Genomic DNA, 17,864 nt, shown 5'->3' on the forward strand with positions numbered 1-17,864 from the left:
AAGCCCCCCTCCGCCCCAGCGGCGGAAGGGACCGCCCCGCCTCCGGCTCAACCCCCTTGCTGCGACCGCGCCTTGAACGCCGCCTTGCGGGCCTCCTTGGCGACCTTCTTGTCGGGGTGGAGGCGCCCCATGGCTTCGAGGACGTCCGGGGTGGCCGGGTGGTCGACGCGCCAGGCTGTGGCGAAGAAGCCGCTGTGCTGCTGGGCCAGGCCCTCCACGAGGGCCTGCAGCTCGGCGGAGTTGCCCTCTGCCGCGAGCTGCGCCGCCACGGTGTCGACGGTGAGCCAGAAGACCATCGCCTCGGACGGCGCGGGCACGTCGGCCGCGCCGTGCTCGGAAAGCCAGACGCGGGCGAGCCCGCCGAGCTCCGCGTCGTCGAGGACCTCGCGCAGCGCGGGCTCGGCCTCCGTGCCGACGAGGGAGAGCGCCTGCTGACAGCGCAGACGACGCAGCGGGGCCCCGGCATCGCCGCCGCGGGCCGCGGCCAGCAACTCCCGTGCGGCGGGCAGGGGTTCACGCCGGGCGAGCCACTGCTCGGTCTCGGCCTGGGCGGCCGCCGGCGGGAACGCGGCCGTGCCGTCCAGCAGCGCGTCGGCCCCCTTGTCCGCCAGGTCCCCCACCGCGGGAGCGGACATGCCCGCTTCCAGGAGCCGCGCCCGGACCCCGTACAGCCCGAGCGGAGTCAGCCGCACCATGCCGTACCGCGAGACGTCCGTGTCGTCGACGGCCGCCGCCGGCTCCTCCTCGGCGTCCGCCATCAACGCCTCGTCGACCGGCTGGAAGTCGACCAGTCCGATGGGCTCCAGCAGCCGGAACTGGTCGTCGAGCCGCATCATCGCGTCCGACACCTGCTCCAGCACGTCGTTGGTCGGCTCCGCCATGTCGTCGGGCACGATCATCGACGCGGCGAGGGCGGGCAGCGGCACCGGCCCGTCATCGTGCCCGCTCTCGCTCACGGCCAGCAGATAGAGATTGCCGAGCACCCCGTCGAGGAATTCGGCCTCCGCCTCCGGATCCCACTCCAGGGAGGAGAGGTCGATCTCGCCACCCTCGTCCATCGCGCCGACGAGATCGTCCAGGTCCGGCACGCTCGCGTCGGCCAGCACCGTCTCCAGCGCGCCGAGCCACACCCCTAGGACGTCCTGCGGCCCGCCGGAGGTGAGGAGCGAGAGGTCCTCGCCCGCGGTGACCGTGCCCTCCTCCTCGTCCACGATCTCGACGAGCCCGGTGTCGACGGCCACCTCCCAGGCCTCACTGGCGAAGGCGGCCGCGTCGTCACCCGACAGCCCGAGCTCAAGGGCCGCCTGGGGAAGCTGCTCCTCGACGAGTTCGCCCCCCGCGCCGACCCGCGTGTCCGGACCCGCCCAGCGGGCCAGCCGCGCGGCGCGGGAGAGCAGCGGCGCGGCGAGCGCGTCCCGCGCCAGCTCCGCTTCGGAGTGCAGCCGCACCGGCGGCAGGGGGGAGGTGTCTGACATGGGCTGGGTTCTCCTCCGCACAACCAGGACAAGCAGGTCAATCGTAAAAAGCCGTAATGATCACGAACAAGTGGCAACACGCACCATCGACACCGGACCCCGAGGGCGTCCCGGGGCACATGGATCCCGAGGCCGCCCCCGAAATCCGCGCCGACGGCTCAGCCTAGACGGATTTCCACCTATGCCGCCCGGTTCATGTCCCCGACAGCAGCCGTACACCCCTGAAACCTTGACAACTCCCCTGCCCACACACGAGATTGACGCGCGTAGAAGTTGAGCGGCAACCTGTTCACCGGCTTCTACGCGCGTCACCGGCCCGCACCCAGGTCACGCTCCCCCGACTGCTCCACCCTCGTCCCGGCGCTCACGTACGTCCCCGGAGGGATTCCCTTGCCGAGCAAGAGAACCGCGCGCATAGGCGCGCTGACCGTCGCCGCGGTCTGTTCCACCCTGTCCGCCGTGGTGCTCACCACACCCGCCCACGCGGACACCGTCCACATCCATGACATCCAGGGCACCACCCGGACCTCCCCGCTCGCGGGTCAGAAGGTCACGGACGTGGCGGGCATCGTCACCGGTGTGCGGACCTACGGTTCGTCGAAGGGCTTCTGGTTCCAGGACCCGAACGCGGACGACATCCCGGCCACCAGTGAGGGCGTCTTCGTCTTCACCAGCTCCACCCCGAAGGTCGCCGTGGGCGACTCGGTCACGGTGTCGGGCACGGTCTCGGAATACGTTCCCGGCGGCGCCTCCAGCGGCAACCAGTCGCTGACGGAGATCACCAAGCCGACGGTGACCGTGGTCTCCAGCGGCAACGCCGTCCCGGCCGCGACGGTCGTCGACGCCGAGTCCGTACCGGCCGACTACGCCCCCGCGGGCGACTCCGCCGCGAGCGGTTCGATCAACGGCCTGACCCTGGAGCCGACGAAGTACGCCCTGGACTACTACGAGTCCCTGGAGGGCATGAACGTCCAGGTCTCCGACACCCGCGTGGTCACCGCCACCGACCCGTACAGCGAGCTGTGGGTCACGGTGAAGCCGCATGAGCACGCGAGCCGCCGCGGCGGCTCGGTGTACGGCTCGTACACCTCGCAGAACACCGGCCGGATCCAGATCCAGTCGCTCGGCTCGACCGCCGACTTCCCGACCGCGAACGTCGGCGACGAGCTCACGGGCACCACCGCGGGCCCGCTGGACTACAACCAGTTCGGCGGCTACACGCTCGTCGCGAACCAGCTGGGCACTCTGGAGAAGGGTGGCCTGGAGCGCGAGACGACGAAGAAGCAGTCGCGCGGCGAGCTGGCCGTGGCGACGTACAACGTCGAGAACCTGGACCCGGGCGACACCACCTTCGACGCCCACGCGTCCGCGATCGTGAACAACCTGCAGTCGCCCGACATCGTGTCCCTGGAGGAGATCCAGGACAACAACGGTGCCAAGGACGACGGCACGGTCGCCGCCGACCAGACGGTGCAGAAACTGATCGACGCGATCGTGGCCGCCGGCGGCCCGACGTACGACTGGCGCTCCATCGACCCCGTCAACGACAAGGACGGCGGCGAGCCCGGCGGCAACATCCGCCAGGTGTTCCTCTTCAACCCTGAGCGGGTCTCCTTCACCGACCGCGCGGGCGGTGACTCGACGACCGCCGTCGGTGTCACCAAGGTGCACGGCAAGGCACAGCTGACCGCGTCCCCCGGTCGTGTCGACCCGGCCAACACGGCCTGGACGTCCAGCCGCAAGCCGCTGGCGGGCGAGTTCGTCTTCCGCGGCAGGACGGTCTTCGTGATCGCCAACCACCTCAACTCGAAGGGCGGCGACCAGGGGCTGACCTCGCAGTACCAGCCCCCGACGCGCAGCTCGGAGACCCAGCGTCACCTCCAGGCGACGGCGGTGAACTCCTTCGTCAACGAGATCCTGAAGGCGCAGAAGAACGCCGACGTGATCACCCTCGGCGACATGAACGACTTCGAGTTCTCGGACACCACCAAGATCCTCGAAGGCGACGGCGAGCTCTGGTCGGCGATCAAGTCGCTGCCGAAGAGCGAGCGTTACACGTACGACTATCAGGGCAACCAGCAGGTCCTCGACCAGATCCTGGTCAGCCCGTCGATTCGCGAGGGCTGCGACTTCGACTACGACAGCGTGCACATCAACTCGGAGTTCTCCGACCAGATCAGCGACCACGACCCGCAGGTGCTGCGGTTCCGGCCGTAGGCCTGTAGCGGAGCTGCGGCCGCCAGGGCCGCAGCCCGCACGGCGAAGAGCCCGGCCCCGTCGTCCGGGGGGCCGGGCTCTTCTCAGTCCGGTGTCCGCGGCTGGGGCCTGTCTTTTGGATCATGCCTGGGCCGCGGTGGTGCGGCGCCGCAACCCGAAGTCGGCGTGATCCGAAGCGGGCCGCCTAGGCGCCGAACACCCCGTTCAGCCAGCCTTGCCAAGCGGTCTCGTTCCGCTTCGCGTCGGCGTCGGCCGCGAAGTCGTGGACGCTGATACCGACCGGTGCGCCCCAGTGGTTGCGCCCGAAGAAGCGGATGAGGGCGTTGTCGGTGCGCAGCCCGATGAAGTACGGGTTGCGGTAGTCGACCACGGCGTCGAGGACCTGGCCCTCGGGCCCCTGGGCCCGAACCCGCGCCCCCTCGGCGGTGTCGTCCGCGAGGCCGAGCGCCCGACCGACCGCGGTGAAGGCGTCCGATGCCACGGACGCGCCAGGTCCGTCGAACGTCGAGAAGGCGACGGGGCGGCCCGCGAAGTGGGTCACGTACTCGCGCAGGGTGTGCAGATAGAAGTCCGTGTGCTTGTCCGCGCCGTCGTACTGGTTGTCCCAGTCCTCGACGAAGATCCCGCTGTGCACGTACCGCACCCAGGACCGGCGTCCCTCGTCGCGCGGCTCGATGGTCTCGTCGATCTGGTTGAGGGTCTGCTGCGAGATGCTCTCGACGTCCTCGACCAGGCTGGTCAGCCGGTGCGGCGGATCCCAGTTGGTGAGCGTGGAGCCGAAGGGCCCCGCGCCGCCCTGGCGCGGCTCGAACTCCATCGGCCACAGCCAGCCGCCCGTGCCGCTGGTGATGGCCTCCCACACCTGCTCCGGCGTGGCGTCGACCTCGAACTCACGGGCGATCTCGAATTCCTTGGACATGGTGGTGGCTCCTGAGTGATCAGTGGGCGGCTTCGACAGCCGCGGCGGCGTTTGCGGCTTCGGGTTTGACCGTGGGGTGGACGGCGACGACGATCCGGTGCGGGCGCCCGCCCTCCGCGTCCCCGTCGTGGTATTTGCGGATCAGCGCGCCGACGCCGACCGTCAGCTCCTCGATGAACGCGGCCCGGTCGGCGGCCGAGGCGAAGGTCACCTCGCCGTCGAGCGCGTAGGTCGCGAGCCGCTTGCGGGCCTTCGCGGCGCCGGTGATCAGCGAACCCACGTCCCGGACGAGCCGGGCGCCGAGCGCGAGCAGCCAGCGGGCGGACAGCTGGTCCCGAAAGCGGTCCGGGTCGGGCTGCACGGCGGCCAGCGCGAGCGGCGAGATCACGTACGACGCGGCGGTCGCGCGCATCAGCCGCTCGGTGACATTGCCCTTGCGGCGCTCGCCCGCGAGCTCGACCAGGCCGTGCCGCTCCAGCGTCTTCAGGTGGTAGTTCACCTTCTGGCGGGGCAGCCCGACCTTGCCGGCCAGCATGGCGGCCGACGCGGGCCCGGCGGCCAGCTCGGCCAGCAGCCTGGCCCGTATGGGATCCAGCGAGACGGCGGCGGCCTCGGCGTCCTCGATCACGGTCACGTCCAACATGACTCCACCGTCCCACCGAAAACTTTTTTTGTCCAGACCGTCAGAGTTGTCGGAAGGAGGAACCGACCGTCTCCGCGCTCCGACCGTGGCCAGGTCGTGAGGGACTCCGCCCTTGCGGGACCGGACCACGGGCATGAACCGTGTCGCCAACCGAAAGCGGAAGCGGACGACCCGTACGCCCAAGACCGTTCGGGGCGTGCCAGTGCACGGCCTCGCTCCCGCTCAGCGCCCAGGAACGGAGCCGACGTGCCACATGCCGAAGAGCGGGGATTCGGCGCGGGAGTCGGCGAGTTCGGAGTGGACGGCGGTGCGGCGGGTCATGGCGGCCTCCGGTCGCCGGTAGGCGTTGCGCGTACCGACCACCCTCCGACTTCAACCAGGATTCAGGTCAAGGACGTGCCGCCTCCCGCCCCCAGCCCCTCACCGACTCTGCGTGCCACCGTCGTCGAAGCGCGCCAACTGGCTCTGGAACCAGTCGAGTCGCGCCTGCAACAAGGCTGCCTCGGCGACGAGCTCGGACACACCGAGATCGGCGGGCACGGCCACGACTCCGCTCGCCGCCCGGACCCGCAGCCCCTCCCCCGCCAGCCGCGCGAAGGAAGCGAGCGACAGGGACGTACGACCGCGTACGCATCCCGCGCACGCCGCCACCAGTGCGCGCCAACCCGGCCTGCCCCAGCCCGCGTCGGCCAGCGCGCCGGCCACGGCGCCGCACGCGCACGGCTGGACGGTCGCCGTGCGCACCCGCTGCCGGGCGTAACGGAAGCCCTGTTCGAAGCGGATGTAGGCGCCGAGGACGGAGACTTCGAGGAGGACGGCCGCGCGGTGCTCCGCGGTGCAGAGCATCGCCTCCGCGCCGGCGCGGTCGTGCACGCAGTGGAAGCCGCAGTCGCAGCGGCGGTGCGGCGCCCGGTGCCGTCGCCCGTAGACACAGCGCGCCTCGTCCAGCACTCCGTACGGCAACGCGCCGCCCAGCGATACGCCGGTGAACCCGGCCCTGGTGCCGTCCTGGGACAGCACCGGGTGGGCGATCTTGTATCCGGTCGGCGGCTCCGTCGGTCGTTCCTCGGGGAGCCGCAGCCTCATCGGCCGACCGGAACCTCTTCGGACACGGATGCTTCGCACTCCTCCACCATCTCGGGGAGTTCTTCTTCCTCCGTGTGAACCTGCTCTTCCGCAACTCCGGTGGCGAGTGCCTTTCCGAGCCTCATGACGCCTCCCGCGGTCTGCCGCCGACTTCCGTCCTCGTCATGGTGACCCATAAGGGGCTGATTTGACACCAGGGCCTCGGCCTCCCGGACGGCGGACCTCGCCTCTCGGCCACTCCCCACGTCGTAGCATTCGCTGCCAATACCTCGTAGAAGAATTAAGTGGAGCTTCACAGTGCGGATGCCGACACTACTTTCATGACCACCACGACCTCGCCGTCTGCCGCCGCCCCCTTCGGCCGCGCCCTCTGCGCGATGATCACGCCGTTCACCGCCACGGGCGCGCTCGACCTCGACGGTGCGCAGCACCTCGCCGACAAGCTGGCTTCCGAGGGGTGTGACGGGCTGGTCCTCTCCGGCACCACGGGCGAGTCGCCGACCACGACGGACGCGGAGAAGGCCGCGCTGGTGCGGGCGGTGCGGGAGGCGGTCGGTGACCGGGCGTCGATCGTGGCGGGCGTCGGCACGGCCGACACCCGGCACACGGTGGAGCTGGCCCTGGAGGCCGAAAAGGCGGGAGCGGACGGGCTGTTGGTGGTCGCGCCGTACTACAGCAGGCCCCCGCAGGACGCGGTCGAGGCGCACTTCCGCGAGATCGCGGACGCCTCGGGGCTGCCGCTCGCGCTGTACGACATCCCCGGCCGCACCGGTACGCGCATCGAGCCGGACACGATGATCAGGCTCGCCGGGCATCCGAGAATCGTGGCGGTCAAGGACTGTGCGTACGACCTCCTGGGCACCCAGAAGGTACTGGCCCGGACGGAGTTGGCGTACTACGCGGGCTGCGACGAGTACGTCCTCGCGCTGTACGCGATCGGCGCGAGCGGATACATCAGCACCGTCGCGAACGTGGCACCCCGTCAGTTCCGTTCGATCCTGGACACGTTCGACGCGGGCGACACCGCCGAGGCGGCCCACTGCCAGCAACGGGCCGTCCCGCTCATCGAGTTGATGATGTCCTCCGGTCTGCCCGGCACCGTCACGGCGAAGGCGGTGCTGGGTGCGCTGGGGCTGCCCGCGGGGCCGGTCCGGTCACCGCTGCGGCCCGCCGACCGGGAGACGGTCGACGGGCTGTTCGCGGCGTACGAGGAGTTGGTCAGCGCCCGCTGAACAAGGGCTCCCAGTGTCCGGGGTCGTAGTAGTCCTGCGGGCTGAAGTCGCTGAGCGGCACGATCTTGTGGTTGCCGAGGGTGATGAGGACGAGCCGCTTCGGGTTCCCCTTCCGGCCTTCGTCGATCTGCCAGGCGATGAACCGCTTGTTGCCGGCCCAGGCGAGCGGGTCGATGTGGTCCGCGTCGGGCACCTTGCGGACCGGCTTGCCCGTCGCGACCTCCCTCACCCCCGAGGGATAGCCCACGAGCTTCCCGTCGGGCGAGAACCCGATTTCCTCGTCGACGAGCTTCGTCTCGGCGGCGGGCGTGGGCACCGTCATGCCCCGCAGGTCGCGGTAAAGACGGTAGGGCTCTTTGGAGATCTGCTCGTAGAGGAGTCTGCCGTCGTGGTTGAACGTAAAGTTCGCGCGGGAGTTGAGCGAGTTGCCGGACCGGTCCTTCCAGTAAGGCGCCTCGTGCCAGTCGGACTTTCCGGACGCGACATCGATGAGGGAGAACCCGGTCCTGCTGGGAACGGGCCACGGCTCCTCCCACGTGCCGTTGCCGTGGCCGATCTCTCTCCGGTTGCTCCAGTACAACCGGTCCGGATCCTTGGCGTATGTCGTCGCGACGAGCTTCTTGCCGTCGGGCGAGTAGTCGACGCCGGCCACACCCTGCGGCACCGGGATCCAGCGGTCCACCCTGCCGGTCATCAGGTCGAGCAACCCGACGCGCCGCGCGGGCAGTTGCCGCTCGAGGACGGCCGCCGTCCGGCCCCCCGGCGCAATGTCCACGAAGGACCATCGGGAGTCCTTCACGTACTTGCCCGTCTTCTGGTCGAGCAGACTGTACGTCCGCGTGATGACCCGGTCCTTGTTCGGCTGCGTCACCATCTTGGTGGTGCTGAACCCGGCGACCACCATGTCTCCCACCGCGATCAGATCGCGCGGCGGCGACTGGTCGGGGTGGGCGATGATGCCGCTCCGGTTCATCCTGCCCGCCGGGCGGACGTCGTCCCCGCCGGTGTCGAGCAGCGGCACCGCCACGGCCATCGCGACGGCGGCCGCCGTCGCGACCGCGGCGCCCGCGATGGTCCGGGTCCTGCGGCGCCTGCGGACGGCGAGCACGCGGTCCGCGAAGCCGGGCGGTGCGGGCACGCCGTCGGCGGCCTGCTCGCGGAACGTGTCGCGTACGAGTTCTTCGACGTTCACGAACGCACCTCCACGGGCGAGAAGTCACGGGACTCGGGCTGTGCGCCGCCCTCCGGGCCGAGCGCGGCCAGTTCGGGGGCGAGCGCCCGCAGCCGGGCGAGCGAGCGATGCGTCGTGGACCGTACGGTCCCGACGGAACAGCCGAGGAGCCGGGCCACATCGGCCTCCGGCAGATCCTCGAAGTAGCGCAGCACGAGCACGGTGCGCTGGCGTGCCGTCAGCCGGGCGAGCGCCCCGCGCATCACGACGCGCAGTTCGGCGGCGGACAGGTCGTCCGCGCCGGGCGACGCCTCGGGCGGCTCGGCGACGCTCAGCTCCCGTCTCGGCCACTTCAGCCGCCAGCGGCTCACCTGCTGCCGGTACAGGATCTGCCGGACGTAGGCCTCGGGCTCGTCGATATGATGCCACCGCCCCGCGGCCTTGATCAGGGCGTTCTGCAGCAGGTCCTCGGCGGCGTGCCGGTCGCCGCCGCTGAGCAGCACAGCCGTCTTCAGCAGCGCGGACGACCGGTTCGCCACGAACTCCCGGAAGCTCTCCTGCGCTTCGGCATCCATCGTCACCTTCTCTTCCCCGGCGTCCCCTGTGGCCCGCCCCTGTGCCCCTTGTGACGTGCCCGCCCGCCCGCGGCTATGCCTTCGGGCCGGAAACAATTTCCCGGCCTGCCCCGCTCGGTCTCGCTTACGGTGGCCTGGTGAGCCGACCGCTGCTGTTCCTCGACGTCGACGGCCCCCTCAACCCGTGGGCCGCCCAGCCGGAGCGCCGGCCCGAGGGCTATACGACGATCCGGGTGACCCTCACCCCCGGCAGACCCCTGCGTGTCTGGCTCCACCCCGACCACGGCCGCGCCCTCCTCGGCCTCGGCTACGACCTGTGCTGGGCCTCCACCTGGATGGACGCCGCGAACCGCTGGATCGCCCCCGCCATCGGTCTCCCCGAGCTCCCGTACGTCGACTTCACCGGCGCGCTGTTCGCATACCGGCCCGACGGAGTGCACTGGAAGACGGAACGGATCGTGGCCTACGCGAATGGCCGCCCCTTCGCGTGGGTGGACGACGAACAGAGCCCGGCGGACGACGCGTACGTGGCCGCCCACCATCCCGGGCCCGCGCTGCTCCATCACGTCAATCCCCGACTCGGGCTGCGCGCGGACGACTTCGTGCGACTGGCGGAGTTCGCCGCGGCTCAGACGGCGGAGCGGTAGCACTCCACGGTGAACACCACGGTGGCACGCCGGCCGTGGCCGATCGTGAAGGCGTTCGGCCCGGCGTCGTCGATGACCCGCGCCCGCGGGGACCCCGCTCCGAGCCGTGCCGCCTGACGGCCGACAATCTCTTCCGGCCGCTGCCGCTCCGCCCGGCTCGCGACTTCATTCCACCGGCGGTCGAAGCATGCACCAAGCCGAGCGCCCGCGCTCCGTGGGGAGCGCGGGCGCGGGCGACTGCGCGAGCGGCCACGAACCCTCCGTGGCCGGCCAACTGCCTAGTTGTGGCTGTGCAGGACGTCGTTGAGACCGCCCCAGACCGCGTTGTTCGGGCGGGCCTCGACGGCGCCGGTGACCGAGTTGCGGCGGAAGAGGATGTTCGAGGCGCCGGAGAGCTCGCGGGCCTTGACGATCTGCCCGTCGGGCATGGTCACCCGCGTGCCGGCGGTGACGTAGAGACCGGCTTCCACCACGCACTCATCGCCGAGCGCGATACCGACGCCCGCCTCGGCGCCGATGAGGCAGCGCTCGCCGACCGTGATGCGGACGTTGCCGCCGCCGGAGAGAGTGCCCATGGTGGAGGCGCCGCCCCCGATGTCGGACCCGTCGCCGACCACGACACCGGCGGAGATACGGCCCTCGATCATCGACGTGCCGAGCGTGCCCGCGTTGAAGTTGACGAAGCCCTCGTGCATGACCGTGGTGCCCTCGGCGAGGTGCGCGCCCAGCCGTACCCGGTCGGCATCGGCGATCCGGACGCCCTTCGGGGCGACGTAGTCCGTCATGCGCGGGAACTTGTCGATGGACGTCACCTGGAGGTGCAGCCCCTCCGCGCGCGCGTTCAGCCGGACCTTCTCGACGTCGTCGACGGCGACCGGGCCGAGCGAGGTCCAGGCGACGTTGGCGAGGTGGCCGAAGATGCCGTCCAGGCTCTGGCCGTGCGGCTTGACCAGGCGGTGCGAGAGCAGGTGCAGACGCAGGTAGGTGTCGTGCGCGTCGAGCGGCTTGTCGTCCAGCGAGGCGATGACCGTACGGACCGCGACCACCTCGACGCCACGACGGGCGTCCGGGCCGATGGCCTTCGCCGCGCCCTCGCCGAGCAGCTCCACGGCCTGCTCGACGGACAGCCGCTCGGTACCGGCCGGTCCGGGCTCGGCGGACAGCTCGGGAGCGGGGAACCAGGTGTCGAGAACGGTGCCGTCGGCGGTGAGGGTGGCGAGCCCGGCGGCGACGGCGCCGGTGGTGCGAGAAGCAGTCGTGTCGGTCATGGGTGAAACCTAACTTGGCGGGGCCCGCCCGGGCGAACCGGTGCGCGCGCCATCTCACGTGCCGGGCGCACGGTACGGCTCCGGGCGGCGCCGCCCTCCGCGAAAGACGCGCCTCCGGCCCTCCGCGAGGACGCCGCTCAAGCCCTCCGCGAAGACGCCGCCAAGGCCCTCTGCGAGGACGCGGCTCACGCCCCGCCGAGCCGCCGTGATCAGCCGATGATCCGCCTCAGCATGTCCCGCGCGTATTCCTCGTCGTACGAAGCGTCGGTGAGCAGCACCTGCAGACAGATGCCGTCCATGAGCGCGACCAGCGCCCGCGCGGTGACCGGATCCGTTCGGCGGCACAGCAGCTCGGCGAGGTCCTGGGCCCACTCGGCGGCGACGGGCCGCAGGGTGGGGCGGCGCAGGGCGGCAAGGTAGAGCTCGTACTCCAGCTCGACACCGGTACGGTCGCCGGCGAGCCACTCGCCCATCCAGCCGGCGAGCTCCGCGGCCAGATCGGTCCGCGGATCCTCCAGGCCGCCGCGCGCGGCGATCACCTTGGCGAAGCCCTCGTTGGCCTGCCGCAGGGCGGCGACCATCAGCTCGTCGAGGGTCTTGAAGTGGTACGTGGTGGAGCCGAGCGGCACATCGGCCTCCGCGGCGACGGAGCGGTGGCTCAGCCCGGCGAGCCCGTTGGCGCCCACGACCCGGATCGCCGCGTCGATGATCCGCCGGCGTCGCTCCGGGTCGTACCGGCGGGCCATCAGGACTCACCGCCGGGCCCGGTGCGCGGTGCCATCAGTGCGCACCGCCCAGGTTCAGCAGCACGACCCCGCCGATGATCAGCGCGATCCCGGCGACCTTCGCGGCGTTGAGCCCCTCCCCGAGGAACACCATGCCGATCGCGGCGATGACGGCGGTGCCGACCCCCGCCCATATCGCGTACGCCGTGCCGACGGAGACCGTCTTCAGGGTCTGCGCGAGCAGTGCGAAGGCGATGACGTAACCGAGGAGGGTCACCAGCGACGGCCACAACTTGCTGAAGCCGTCGCTGTACTTCATGGCGGTGGTGGCCGCCACCTCCGCGGCGATGGCGCCGGCGAGCAGCACATATCCCATGCGTACGAGTGTACACATCGATGCGTACGCCTGTACACAAAGCCGCCCCGCACACCCCATAGGCACCGCCAGCCGCACCGGATATCGTTCGCGATCACAGTGGGGGCTGGAGTCGGAGACTCCCGGAGCATCGGAGCGCAAGAGGAATGTCGGACACATCGGGGTGGGGGCCATCGGGGCCGTACGGCGGCCCTCCGGGCGGCTGGGGCTGGGCGCCGGCGCCTCCTCCGCCCAAGCCGGGTGTCATACCCCTGGCCCCGCTCGGCGTGGACACGGTCTTCAGCGGCGCCTTCGCGACGATGCGGCGGTACGGACGGCCGTTGTTCGGGCTCGCCGTCCTGGTCCATCTCGTGCTGGGCGCCCTGGTCGCGGGCGCGGCGGTCGTCGCGTACGCCGCCGTGAGCGACCATCTGCACGCCCTGTACGACACCCCCCGCAACCCGCCCTGGGCCGACATGCGGCCCGTCCTGCTCGCGTTCGGCGCCGTCTGGGCCTTCGCCCTCGTGGGCTTCACGCTCGCGGGAGCCTTCGTCCAGGCCTCGTGCGCGGCGACGATGCACGACGCGGTGCTCGGCCGGCGGGCCACCCTCGGCCAGATCTGGCGGCGCACCTGGCCGCGCACCCCGTCGGTGCTCGGCGTGACGCTGCTGCTCGGGCTGATCCTGCTGATCCCGGCGCTGCTGTTCCTCGCGGTCTTCGCCTCGCTCTTCCTGGCCCTGCTCCTCGGCAGCGCTCCGCTGTACGGGGCCTTCTTCCTGCTCACCCTGCTCGCCGTACCGCTGGCGGTCTGGCTCTACGTCCTGTTCTGCTTCGCCCCTGCCGCGGCCGTGCTGGAGGCGGCGGGGCCCGTGCAGGCGCTGCGGCGCTCGGTGCGGCTGGTGCGGGGCGCGTGGTGGCGAACGTTCGGCATCACCCTGCTGGGCGGCCTGACGGCGCTGATCGTGTCGCTCGCGGTCCGACTGCCGCTGACATTCGCAGCGCCCGGTCCGCAGCCGTACGACGCCTCGTCACCGCCGGTCACGGACGCGGCGGACGCCTTCGCGCAGAGCCTGCCCCACGTGGGCGTCTACCTCTTTCTCTCGTTGGCCGGAAGTCTCCTCACCCAACTGTTCGCCATGGTGTTCCTGCCCTTGATCACGGCCCTGCTCTACATCGACCAGCGCATCCGCAAGGAGGGACTCGCGGACGTGCTGCTGCGAGTGTCCGGATCGTAGAGAGGTCAGCTGCGCGTGGACGACCGCGGCCGCGGCTCCGGCTGGGCAGGGCAGGCCGGCTGGGCCCTGAACTCTGAAGTCGCCATCAACTGACGGGCCACGGGCCCCGGTTCACGCACCCGTGCCAAACGGTCGAGCATGCGTCGCTTGGCGTGGGCGGCCCGTCGCAGGACCTCCACGTGCCGGTAGCGCAGCAGCTCGGCGGGGTCGGGCCGGACGGCGCCGGCCAGTTCGTAGCCGTGCGAGATGAGCCGGTCCGCCAACACGTCGTCGCACAGGGCGATCTGCGCAGGCGTCAGCCTGGTCGCCCAGTTCCCCGCGCGCGAAGCGTCCAGCGCCCCGTGCGTCCGCCGGTGCCAGGTCTTGCGCGCGGGGACGGCCACCTCGGCCACCCGATACGGCTCGCTCATCTCGGGAGCGTACGCCTCTCCGAAGAAGCCGCAGACACCCCGCAGTTGGACCTCGGGGTCGGCCACCAGATCCTCGAAGCGCAGTTCGTGCCAGCTGTCGGAGCCCAGCCTGCGGGCGTACCTGCGCGTGGCGTCCATGACCTGCGCCCAGGTGGCCACGGCCTCATGGAATCCGCGGTGCCATCAGGGCATCCCGAGCAGCGAGGCGACGCAGTCCCGCCCGTCCCGTACGAGATGGATGAACTGCGCGTCGGGGAACAGCCGCAGGATCTCCCCTCCGCCGCGCAGGAATCCGCCTCGCAGGAATCCGCCTCGCCCGAACCCTCGGGCCAGAGTTCCGACGACCGGCCCGTCCCCGGTCCCTCGCAGTCCGCCTCGGCCGGCAAGTCCCCCAGGTCCAAGCCGGCCTCCGCACGGAAGTCGCTCCAGTCGGTCAACTACCCCGACCGCTACTGGCATGTGAGCGACGGCTTCGTCCGGCTCGACCCAGTGTCCGCGGGCAGCTCGGCCACTACGCGGCAGGAGGCCGGCTTCACGGTGGTCAAGGGACTCGCGAACTCCTCCTGTTGCTCCTTCACCACCGCCGACGGCGCCTACCTCCGCCACCGCAACTTCTCCCTGCGCGCCGACCGCGACGACGGCTCCGACCTCTTCGAGAAGGACGCCACCTTCTGCCCCCGGGCCTCGTCGTACACCGGCGCCATCATGCTGGAGTCGGTCAACTACCCGGGCCGCTACCTGCGCCACCGCAACTTCCGTCTCCACCTGGACCCGTACGACAACAGCAAGCTCTACCGCGCGGACTCGGCGTTCCGTGTGGTGAAGGGCTGGGGCTGAGCCTCTGAGCCCGGAGCCCGGAGCCCGGAGCCCGGAGCCCGGAGCCCCTACGGCTTACCCGGGTGTGCCGGGTTCCCGGAGCGTGCCACCCCGCCCTCATGCGGCCGACGGTGCTCCAAGCTCGGTGACCGCAAAAAGCGATGGGCGACACCCCCGACTGGGGGTGTCGCCCATCGCCACGTGCGGAAGGCCAAAGTGTACCGAGAACCTCAGACGTTGAACCCGAGCGCCCGGAGCTGCTCGCGCCCGTCATCCGTGATCTTGTCCGGGCCCCACGGCGGCATCCAGACCCAGTTGATGCGCAGCTCGTTGACGAGGCCGTCCGTGGCGGACTTGGCCTGGTCCTCGATGACGTCGGTGAGCGGGCAGGCCGCGGACGTCAGGGTCATGTCGATCGTCGCGATGTTCGCGTCGTCGATGTGGATGCCGTAGATCAGGCCGAGGTTGACGACGTCGATGCCCAGCTCGGGGTCGACGACGTCGTACAGCGCCTCGCGGATCTCCTCCTCGGAGGCCGGCTTCGTCGTCAGGGTCTCGTTCTCGCTCATGCCGTCTTCCTCTCGGCGCTCTCGCCCAGGGCCTGGGCGGTCGCGTCCTTCCACGCCATCCAGCTCAGGAGGGCGCACTTGACCCGGGCCGGGTACTTGGAGACACCGGCGAACGCGACCGCGTCCTCCAGCACCTCCTCCATCGCGTCGTCCGGCTCGATACGGCCCTTGGACTGCATCAGCTCCAGGAAGGTCTCCTGGATCTTCTGCCCCTCGGACACGTCCTTGCCGACCAGGAGCTCGTTCAGCACGGAGGCCGAGGCCTGGCTGATCGAGCAGCCCTGGCCCTCGTACGAGATGTCCGCGATCCGCTCGCCGTCGTACTTCACGCGCAGCGTGATCTCATCGCCGCACGTCGGGTTGACGTGGTGCACCTCGGCATCGCCATCCCGCAAGCCCCGCCCGTGCGGGTGCTTGTAGTGGTCCAGGATGACTTCCTGGTACATCGAATCAAGCTTCACGTCTCAGCCGCTCCTCAGCCGAAGAAATTCCGGACGTGCTCCAGGCCGTCGACCAGTGCGTCGATCTCGGCCGGCGTGGAGTACAGATAGAACGACGCTCGCGTGGTCGCAGGAATTCCGTACCGCAGGCAGACCGGGCGGGCGCAGTGGTGGCCGACCCGGACCGCGATGCCCTGCTCGTCGAGGACCTGGCCCACGTCGTGCGGATGGATGTCACCCAGCGTGAACGAGATCGCCGCGCCGCGGTCCTCGGCCGTGGTCGGGCCGATGATCCGCAGGTCGGGGACCTCCGCGAGCCGCTTCACCGCGTACTCGGTGAGCGCGTGCTCATGGGCGAGGATCTTGTCCATGCCGATCGAGGTCAGGTAGTCGATCGCCGCGCCCAGACCGACCGCCTGGGCGATCGGCGGGGTGCCCGCCTCGAACTTGTGCGGGGCCGGGGCGTACGTCGACGAGTGCATCGACACGGTCTCGATCATCTCGCCACCGCCGAGGAACGGCGGCAGGTCCTCCAGGAGCTCCTGACGGCCCCAGAGGACGCCGATGCCCGTCGGACCGCACATCTTGTGGCCGGTGAAGGCCACGAAGTCGGCCTGCAGAGCCTGGACGTCGAGAGGCATGTGGGGTGCCGCCTGCGAGGCGTCGATCAGGACGAGGGCGCCGACCTCCTGGGCGCGGCGCACTATCGCCTCGACCGGGTTGACGGTGCCCAGGATGTTCGACACCAGCACGAAGGAGACGATCTTCGTCTTCTCCGTGATGATCTCGTCGATGTTCGAGAGGTCGAGGCGGCCGTCGTCGGTCAGGCCGAACCACTTCAGCTTCGCGCCCGTGCGCTGCGACAGCAGCTGCCACGGAACGATGTTGGAGTGGTGCTCCATCTCCGTGATGACGATCTCGGTCTCGTGGTCCACGCGGTAGGGCTCGTCGGCCCAGCCCAGCATGTTCGCCACGAGGTTGAGCGACTCGGAGGCGTTCTTGGTGAAGATCACCTCGTCGCGGCTCGGCGCGTTGATGAACGCGGCGACCTTGTCGCGCGCGCCCTCGTACAGCGCCGTGGCCTCCTCGGCGAGCACATGCACACCGCGGTGGACGTTGGCGTTGTAGCGCTCGTAGTACTCACTGAGTGCGTCCAGTACCTGGCGCGGCTTCTGCGAGGTCGCCGCGTTGTCCAGATACACGAGCTTCTTGCCGTCGTGGACCAGTCGGTCCAGGACGGGGAAGTCCTTGCGGATCGCCTCGGTGTCGAGGAGGCCCGGCAACTGTGTCACGCGGATACGCCACCCTTCGTGTCGACTTCGTCGTGCTTCGCGTAAGCCTCGTAGCCCTCGTTCTCCAGCTTGTCGGCGAGCTCGGCGCCGCCGGACTCGACGATCCGGCCGCCGGAGAAGACGTGGACGAAGTCGGGCTTGATGTAGCGCAGGATGCGCGTGTAGTGCGTGATGAGCAGGGTGCCCACCTCGCCGGTCTCACGGACGCGGTTGACGCCCTCGGAGACGATGCGCAGGGCGTCGACGTCCAGGCCTGAGTCGGTCTCGTCGAGGATCGCGACCTTCGGCTTGAGAAGCTCCAGCTGGAGGATCTCGTGGCGCTTCTTCTCACCGCCGGAGAAGCCCTCGTTCACATTGCGCTCGGCGAAGGCCGGGTCCATGTTGAGGCGCTCCATGGCCTCCTTGACCTCCTTCACCCAGGTACGCAGCTTGGGGGCCTCGCCGCGCACGGCCGTGGCCGACGTGCGCAGGAAGTTGGAGACCGAGACTCCGGGGACCTCGACGGGGTACTGCATCGCCAGGAACAGGCCCGCGCGGGCACGCTCGTCGACGGACATCTCCAGGACGTCCTCGCCGTCGAGGGTGACGGTGCCGCCGGTGATCGTGTACTTCGGGTGGCCCGCGAGGGAGTAGGCGAGGGTCGACTTGCCGGAGCCGTTGGGGCCCATGATGGCGTGCGTCTCGCCCTGCTTCACGGTCAGGTCGACGCCCTTGAGGATCTCCTTCGTGGCGTTGTCGGCCTCGACGGTGACGTGCAGGTCGTGGATTTCAAGCGTTGCCATGGGTTCC

20 protein-coding genes are annotated in these 17,864 nt (G+C 70.3%); 5 read left to right on the forward strand and 15 right to left on the reverse strand.

Annotated features, from left to right (window positions below; genetic code table 11):
- Nucleotides 1-47 precede the first annotated feature (47 nt).
- Nucleotides 48-1,475, reverse strand: a complete 1,428-nt coding sequence (locus ACIBK0_RS10195; protein ID WP_399077662.1) for a hypothetical protein — start codon at nucleotides 1,473-1,475, stop codon at nucleotides 48-50.
- A 390-nt stretch (nucleotides 1,476-1,865) separates the two neighbouring features.
- On the opposite strand from ACIBK0_RS10195, the gene ACIBK0_RS10200 reads away from it, so the two are divergent.
- Entirely contained in the window at nucleotides 1,866-3,692 is a 1,827-nt protein-coding gene (locus ACIBK0_RS10200; RefSeq protein ID WP_399077665.1) for an endonuclease/exonuclease/phosphatase family protein, read from the forward strand.
- Between the two features lie 184 nt (nucleotides 3,693-3,876).
- On the opposite strand, the gene ACIBK0_RS10205 is transcribed toward ACIBK0_RS10200, so the two are convergent.
- The 4 genes from ACIBK0_RS10205 to ACIBK0_RS10220 form a co-directional block, all read right to left on the reverse strand.
- Entirely contained in the window at nucleotides 3,877-4,611 is a 735-nt protein-coding gene (locus ACIBK0_RS10205) for an SRPBCC domain-containing protein (RefSeq protein WP_399077668.1), read from the reverse strand.
- A 19-nt stretch (nucleotides 4,612-4,630) separates the two neighbouring features.
- Nucleotides 4,631-5,254 carry an ArsR/SmtB family transcription factor gene (locus ACIBK0_RS10210; RefSeq protein WP_399077670.1) on the reverse strand — a complete coding sequence of 208 codons (624 nt, stop codon included), beginning with the start codon at nucleotides 5,252-5,254 and terminating at the stop codon, nucleotides 4,631-4,633.
- Between the two features lie 420 nt (nucleotides 5,255-5,674).
- Nucleotides 5,675-6,340 carry a hypothetical protein gene (locus ACIBK0_RS10215; protein ID WP_399077672.1) on the reverse strand — a complete coding sequence of 222 codons (666 nt, stop codon included), beginning with the start codon at nucleotides 6,338-6,340 and terminating at the stop codon, nucleotides 5,675-5,677.
- A complete protein-coding gene (locus ACIBK0_RS10220) occupies nucleotides 6,337-6,465 on the reverse strand; it encodes a hypothetical protein (RefSeq protein WP_399077674.1) in 129 nt (42 codons plus the stop codon). Before ACIBK0_RS10220 ends, ACIBK0_RS10215 begins: the two co-directional genes overlap by 4 nt.
- A 195-nt stretch (nucleotides 6,466-6,660) precedes the next feature.
- On the opposite strand from ACIBK0_RS10220, the gene dapA reads away from it, so the two are divergent.
- Nucleotides 6,661-7,572, forward strand: coding sequence for a 4-hydroxy-tetrahydrodipicolinate synthase (gene dapA, locus ACIBK0_RS10225; RefSeq protein ID WP_399077676.1), 912 nt, complete (start codon nucleotides 6,661-6,663; stop codon nucleotides 7,570-7,572).
- Here dapA and ACIBK0_RS10230 read toward each other — a convergent pair.
- Both ACIBK0_RS10230 and ACIBK0_RS10235 read right to left on the reverse strand, forming a co-directional pair.
- Entirely contained in the window at nucleotides 7,559-8,764 is a 1,206-nt protein-coding gene (locus tag ACIBK0_RS10230) for a WD40 repeat domain-containing protein (RefSeq protein WP_399077678.1), read from the reverse strand. The genes dapA and ACIBK0_RS10230 overlap by 14 nt on opposite strands.
- The gene (locus ACIBK0_RS10235; protein WP_399077680.1) at nucleotides 8,761-9,318 is read right to left on the reverse strand and encodes a SigE family RNA polymerase sigma factor; all 558 of its coding nucleotides are present in this window, start codon (nucleotides 9,316-9,318) and stop codon (nucleotides 8,761-8,763) included. The genes ACIBK0_RS10230 and ACIBK0_RS10235 overlap by 4 nt, the downstream gene beginning before the upstream one ends.
- A gap of 137 nt (nucleotides 9,319-9,455) precedes the next feature.
- Here ACIBK0_RS10235 and ACIBK0_RS10240 point away from each other — a divergent pair, with 137 nt between their 5' ends.
- Nucleotides 9,456-9,965, forward strand: coding sequence for a hypothetical protein (locus ACIBK0_RS10240; RefSeq protein WP_399077682.1), 510 nt, complete (start codon nucleotides 9,456-9,458; stop codon nucleotides 9,963-9,965).
- Nucleotides 9,966-10,243: 278 nt separating this feature from the next.
- Here ACIBK0_RS10240 and dapD read toward each other — a convergent pair whose 3' ends face one another.
- The 3 genes from dapD to ACIBK0_RS10255 all read right to left on the reverse strand — a co-directional run bounded on the left by dapD (nucleotide 10,244) and on the right by ACIBK0_RS10255 (nucleotide 12,334).
- Nucleotides 10,244-11,233 carry a 2,3,4,5-tetrahydropyridine-2,6-dicarboxylate N-succinyltransferase gene (gene dapD, locus ACIBK0_RS10245; RefSeq protein WP_399077684.1) on the reverse strand — a complete coding sequence of 330 codons (990 nt, stop codon included), beginning with the start codon at nucleotides 11,231-11,233 and terminating at the stop codon, nucleotides 10,244-10,246.
- 209 nt (nucleotides 11,234-11,442) lie between these two features.
- Nucleotides 11,443-11,979 carry a TetR/AcrR family transcriptional regulator gene (locus ACIBK0_RS10250; RefSeq protein ID WP_399077686.1) on the reverse strand — a complete coding sequence of 179 codons (537 nt, stop codon included), beginning with the start codon at nucleotides 11,977-11,979 and terminating at the stop codon, nucleotides 11,443-11,445.
- Nucleotides 11,980-12,013: 34 nt separating this feature from the next.
- Nucleotides 12,014-12,334 carry a multidrug efflux SMR transporter gene (locus tag ACIBK0_RS10255; protein ID WP_189187533.1) on the reverse strand — a complete coding sequence of 107 codons (321 nt, stop codon included), beginning with the start codon at nucleotides 12,332-12,334 and terminating at the stop codon, nucleotides 12,014-12,016.
- A 146-nt stretch (nucleotides 12,335-12,480) separates the two neighbouring features.
- Between ACIBK0_RS10255 and ACIBK0_RS10260 the strand changes: the two genes are divergently transcribed.
- Nucleotides 12,481-13,548 carry an oxidoreductase gene (locus ACIBK0_RS10260; protein WP_399077688.1) on the forward strand — a complete coding sequence of 356 codons (1,068 nt, stop codon included), beginning with the start codon at nucleotides 12,481-12,483 and terminating at the stop codon, nucleotides 13,546-13,548.
- Between the two features lie 5 nt (nucleotides 13,549-13,553).
- Here ACIBK0_RS10260 and ACIBK0_RS10265 read toward each other — a convergent pair whose 3' ends face one another.
- Nucleotides 13,554-14,117, reverse strand: coding sequence for a sulfotransferase (locus tag ACIBK0_RS10265; protein WP_399077690.1), 564 nt, complete (start codon nucleotides 14,115-14,117; stop codon nucleotides 13,554-13,556).
- Between the two features lie 6 nt (nucleotides 14,118-14,123).
- Here ACIBK0_RS10265 and ACIBK0_RS10270 point away from each other — a divergent pair, with 6 nt between their 5' ends.
- Complete coding sequence (locus ACIBK0_RS10270; RefSeq protein ID WP_399077692.1) at nucleotides 14,124-14,795, forward strand: AbfB domain-containing protein; 672 nt, start codon at nucleotides 14,124-14,126, stop codon at nucleotides 14,793-14,795.
- A 209-nt stretch (nucleotides 14,796-15,004) separates the two neighbouring features.
- On the opposite strand, the gene ACIBK0_RS10275 is transcribed toward ACIBK0_RS10270, so the two are convergent.
- Genes ACIBK0_RS10275 through sufC form a run of 4 tightly spaced genes read right to left on the reverse strand, consistent with a single transcriptional unit; the run spans nucleotide 15,005 to nucleotide 17,857 of the window.
- Nucleotides 15,005-15,343 (reverse strand): metal-sulfur cluster assembly factor, encoded by a 339-nt coding sequence (locus ACIBK0_RS10275; RefSeq protein ID WP_189187543.1) that lies wholly within the window; start codon nucleotides 15,341-15,343, stop codon nucleotides 15,005-15,007.
- Complete coding sequence (sufU, locus tag ACIBK0_RS10280; protein ID WP_369245764.1) at nucleotides 15,340-15,804, reverse strand: Fe-S cluster assembly sulfur transfer protein SufU; 465 nt, start codon at nucleotides 15,802-15,804, stop codon at nucleotides 15,340-15,342. Before sufU ends, ACIBK0_RS10275 begins: the two co-directional genes overlap by 4 nt.
- Nucleotides 15,805-15,818: 14 nt before the next feature.
- Nucleotides 15,819-17,075, reverse strand: coding sequence for a cysteine desulfurase (locus tag ACIBK0_RS10285; protein ID WP_399077695.1), 1,257 nt, complete (start codon nucleotides 17,073-17,075; stop codon nucleotides 15,819-15,821).
- The gene (gene sufC / locus ACIBK0_RS10290; protein ID WP_399077697.1) at nucleotides 17,072-17,857 is read right to left on the reverse strand and encodes a Fe-S cluster assembly ATPase SufC; all 786 of its coding nucleotides are present in this window, start codon (nucleotides 17,855-17,857) and stop codon (nucleotides 17,072-17,074) included. Before sufC ends, ACIBK0_RS10285 begins: the two co-directional genes overlap by 4 nt.
- Nucleotides 17,858-17,864: the final 7 nt, after the last annotated feature.

The sequence above is a fragment of the Streptomyces sp. NPDC050564 genome (assembly GCF_044457265.1).
Taxonomy (GTDB): Bacteria; Actinomycetota; Actinomycetes; order Streptomycetales; family Streptomycetaceae; genus Streptomyces.

What these genes read in the sequence shown, in the direction of transcription:
- ACIBK0_RS10260 (WP_399077688.1), top strand. Translation starts at nt 12,481, where the DNA reads ATGTCGGACACATCGGGGTGGGGGCCATCGGGGCCGTACGGCGGCCCT.
- sufC (WP_399077697.1), bottom strand. Translation starts at nt 17,857, where the DNA reads ATGGCAACGCTTGAAATCCACGACCTGCACGTCACCGTCGAGGCCGAC.
- ACIBK0_RS10220 (WP_399077674.1), bottom strand. Translation starts at nt 6,465, where the DNA reads ATGAGGCTCGGAAAGGCACTCGCCACCGGAGTTGCGGAAGAGCAGGTT.
- ACIBK0_RS10255 (WP_189187533.1), bottom strand. Translation starts at nt 12,334, where the DNA reads ATGGGATATGTGCTGCTCGCCGGCGCCATCGCCGCGGAGGTGGCGGCC.
- ACIBK0_RS10210 (WP_399077670.1), bottom strand. Translation starts at nt 5,254, where the DNA reads ATGTTGGACGTGACCGTGATCGAGGACGCCGAGGCCGCCGCCGTCTCG.
- ACIBK0_RS10275 (WP_189187543.1), bottom strand. Translation starts at nt 15,343, where the DNA reads ATGAGCGAGAACGAGACCCTGACGACGAAGCCGGCCTCCGAGGAGGAG.
- ACIBK0_RS10270 (WP_399077692.1), top strand. Translation starts at nt 14,124, where the DNA reads ATGGAATCCGCGGTGCCATCAGGGCATCCCGAGCAGCGAGGCGACGCA.
- ACIBK0_RS10235 (WP_399077680.1), bottom strand. Translation starts at nt 9,318, where the DNA reads ATGGATGCCGAAGCGCAGGAGAGCTTCCGGGAGTTCGTGGCGAACCGG.
- ACIBK0_RS10215 (WP_399077672.1), bottom strand. Translation starts at nt 6,340, where the DNA reads ATGAGGCTGCGGCTCCCCGAGGAACGACCGACGGAGCCGCCGACCGGA.
- ACIBK0_RS10250 (WP_399077686.1), bottom strand. Translation starts at nt 11,979, where the DNA reads ATGGCCCGCCGGTACGACCCGGAGCGACGCCGGCGGATCATCGACGCG.
- ACIBK0_RS10195 (WP_399077662.1), bottom strand. Translation starts at nt 1,475, where the DNA reads ATGTCAGACACCTCCCCCCTGCCGCCGGTGCGGCTGCACTCCGAAGCG.
- dapA (WP_399077676.1), top strand. Translation starts at nt 6,661, where the DNA reads ATGACCACCACGACCTCGCCGTCTGCCGCCGCCCCCTTCGGCCGCGCC.
- dapD (WP_399077684.1), bottom strand. Translation starts at nt 11,233, where the DNA reads ATGACCGACACGACTGCTTCTCGCACCACCGGCGCCGTCGCCGCCGGG.
- ACIBK0_RS10205 (WP_399077668.1), bottom strand. Translation starts at nt 4,611, where the DNA reads ATGTCCAAGGAATTCGAGATCGCCCGTGAGTTCGAGGTCGACGCCACG.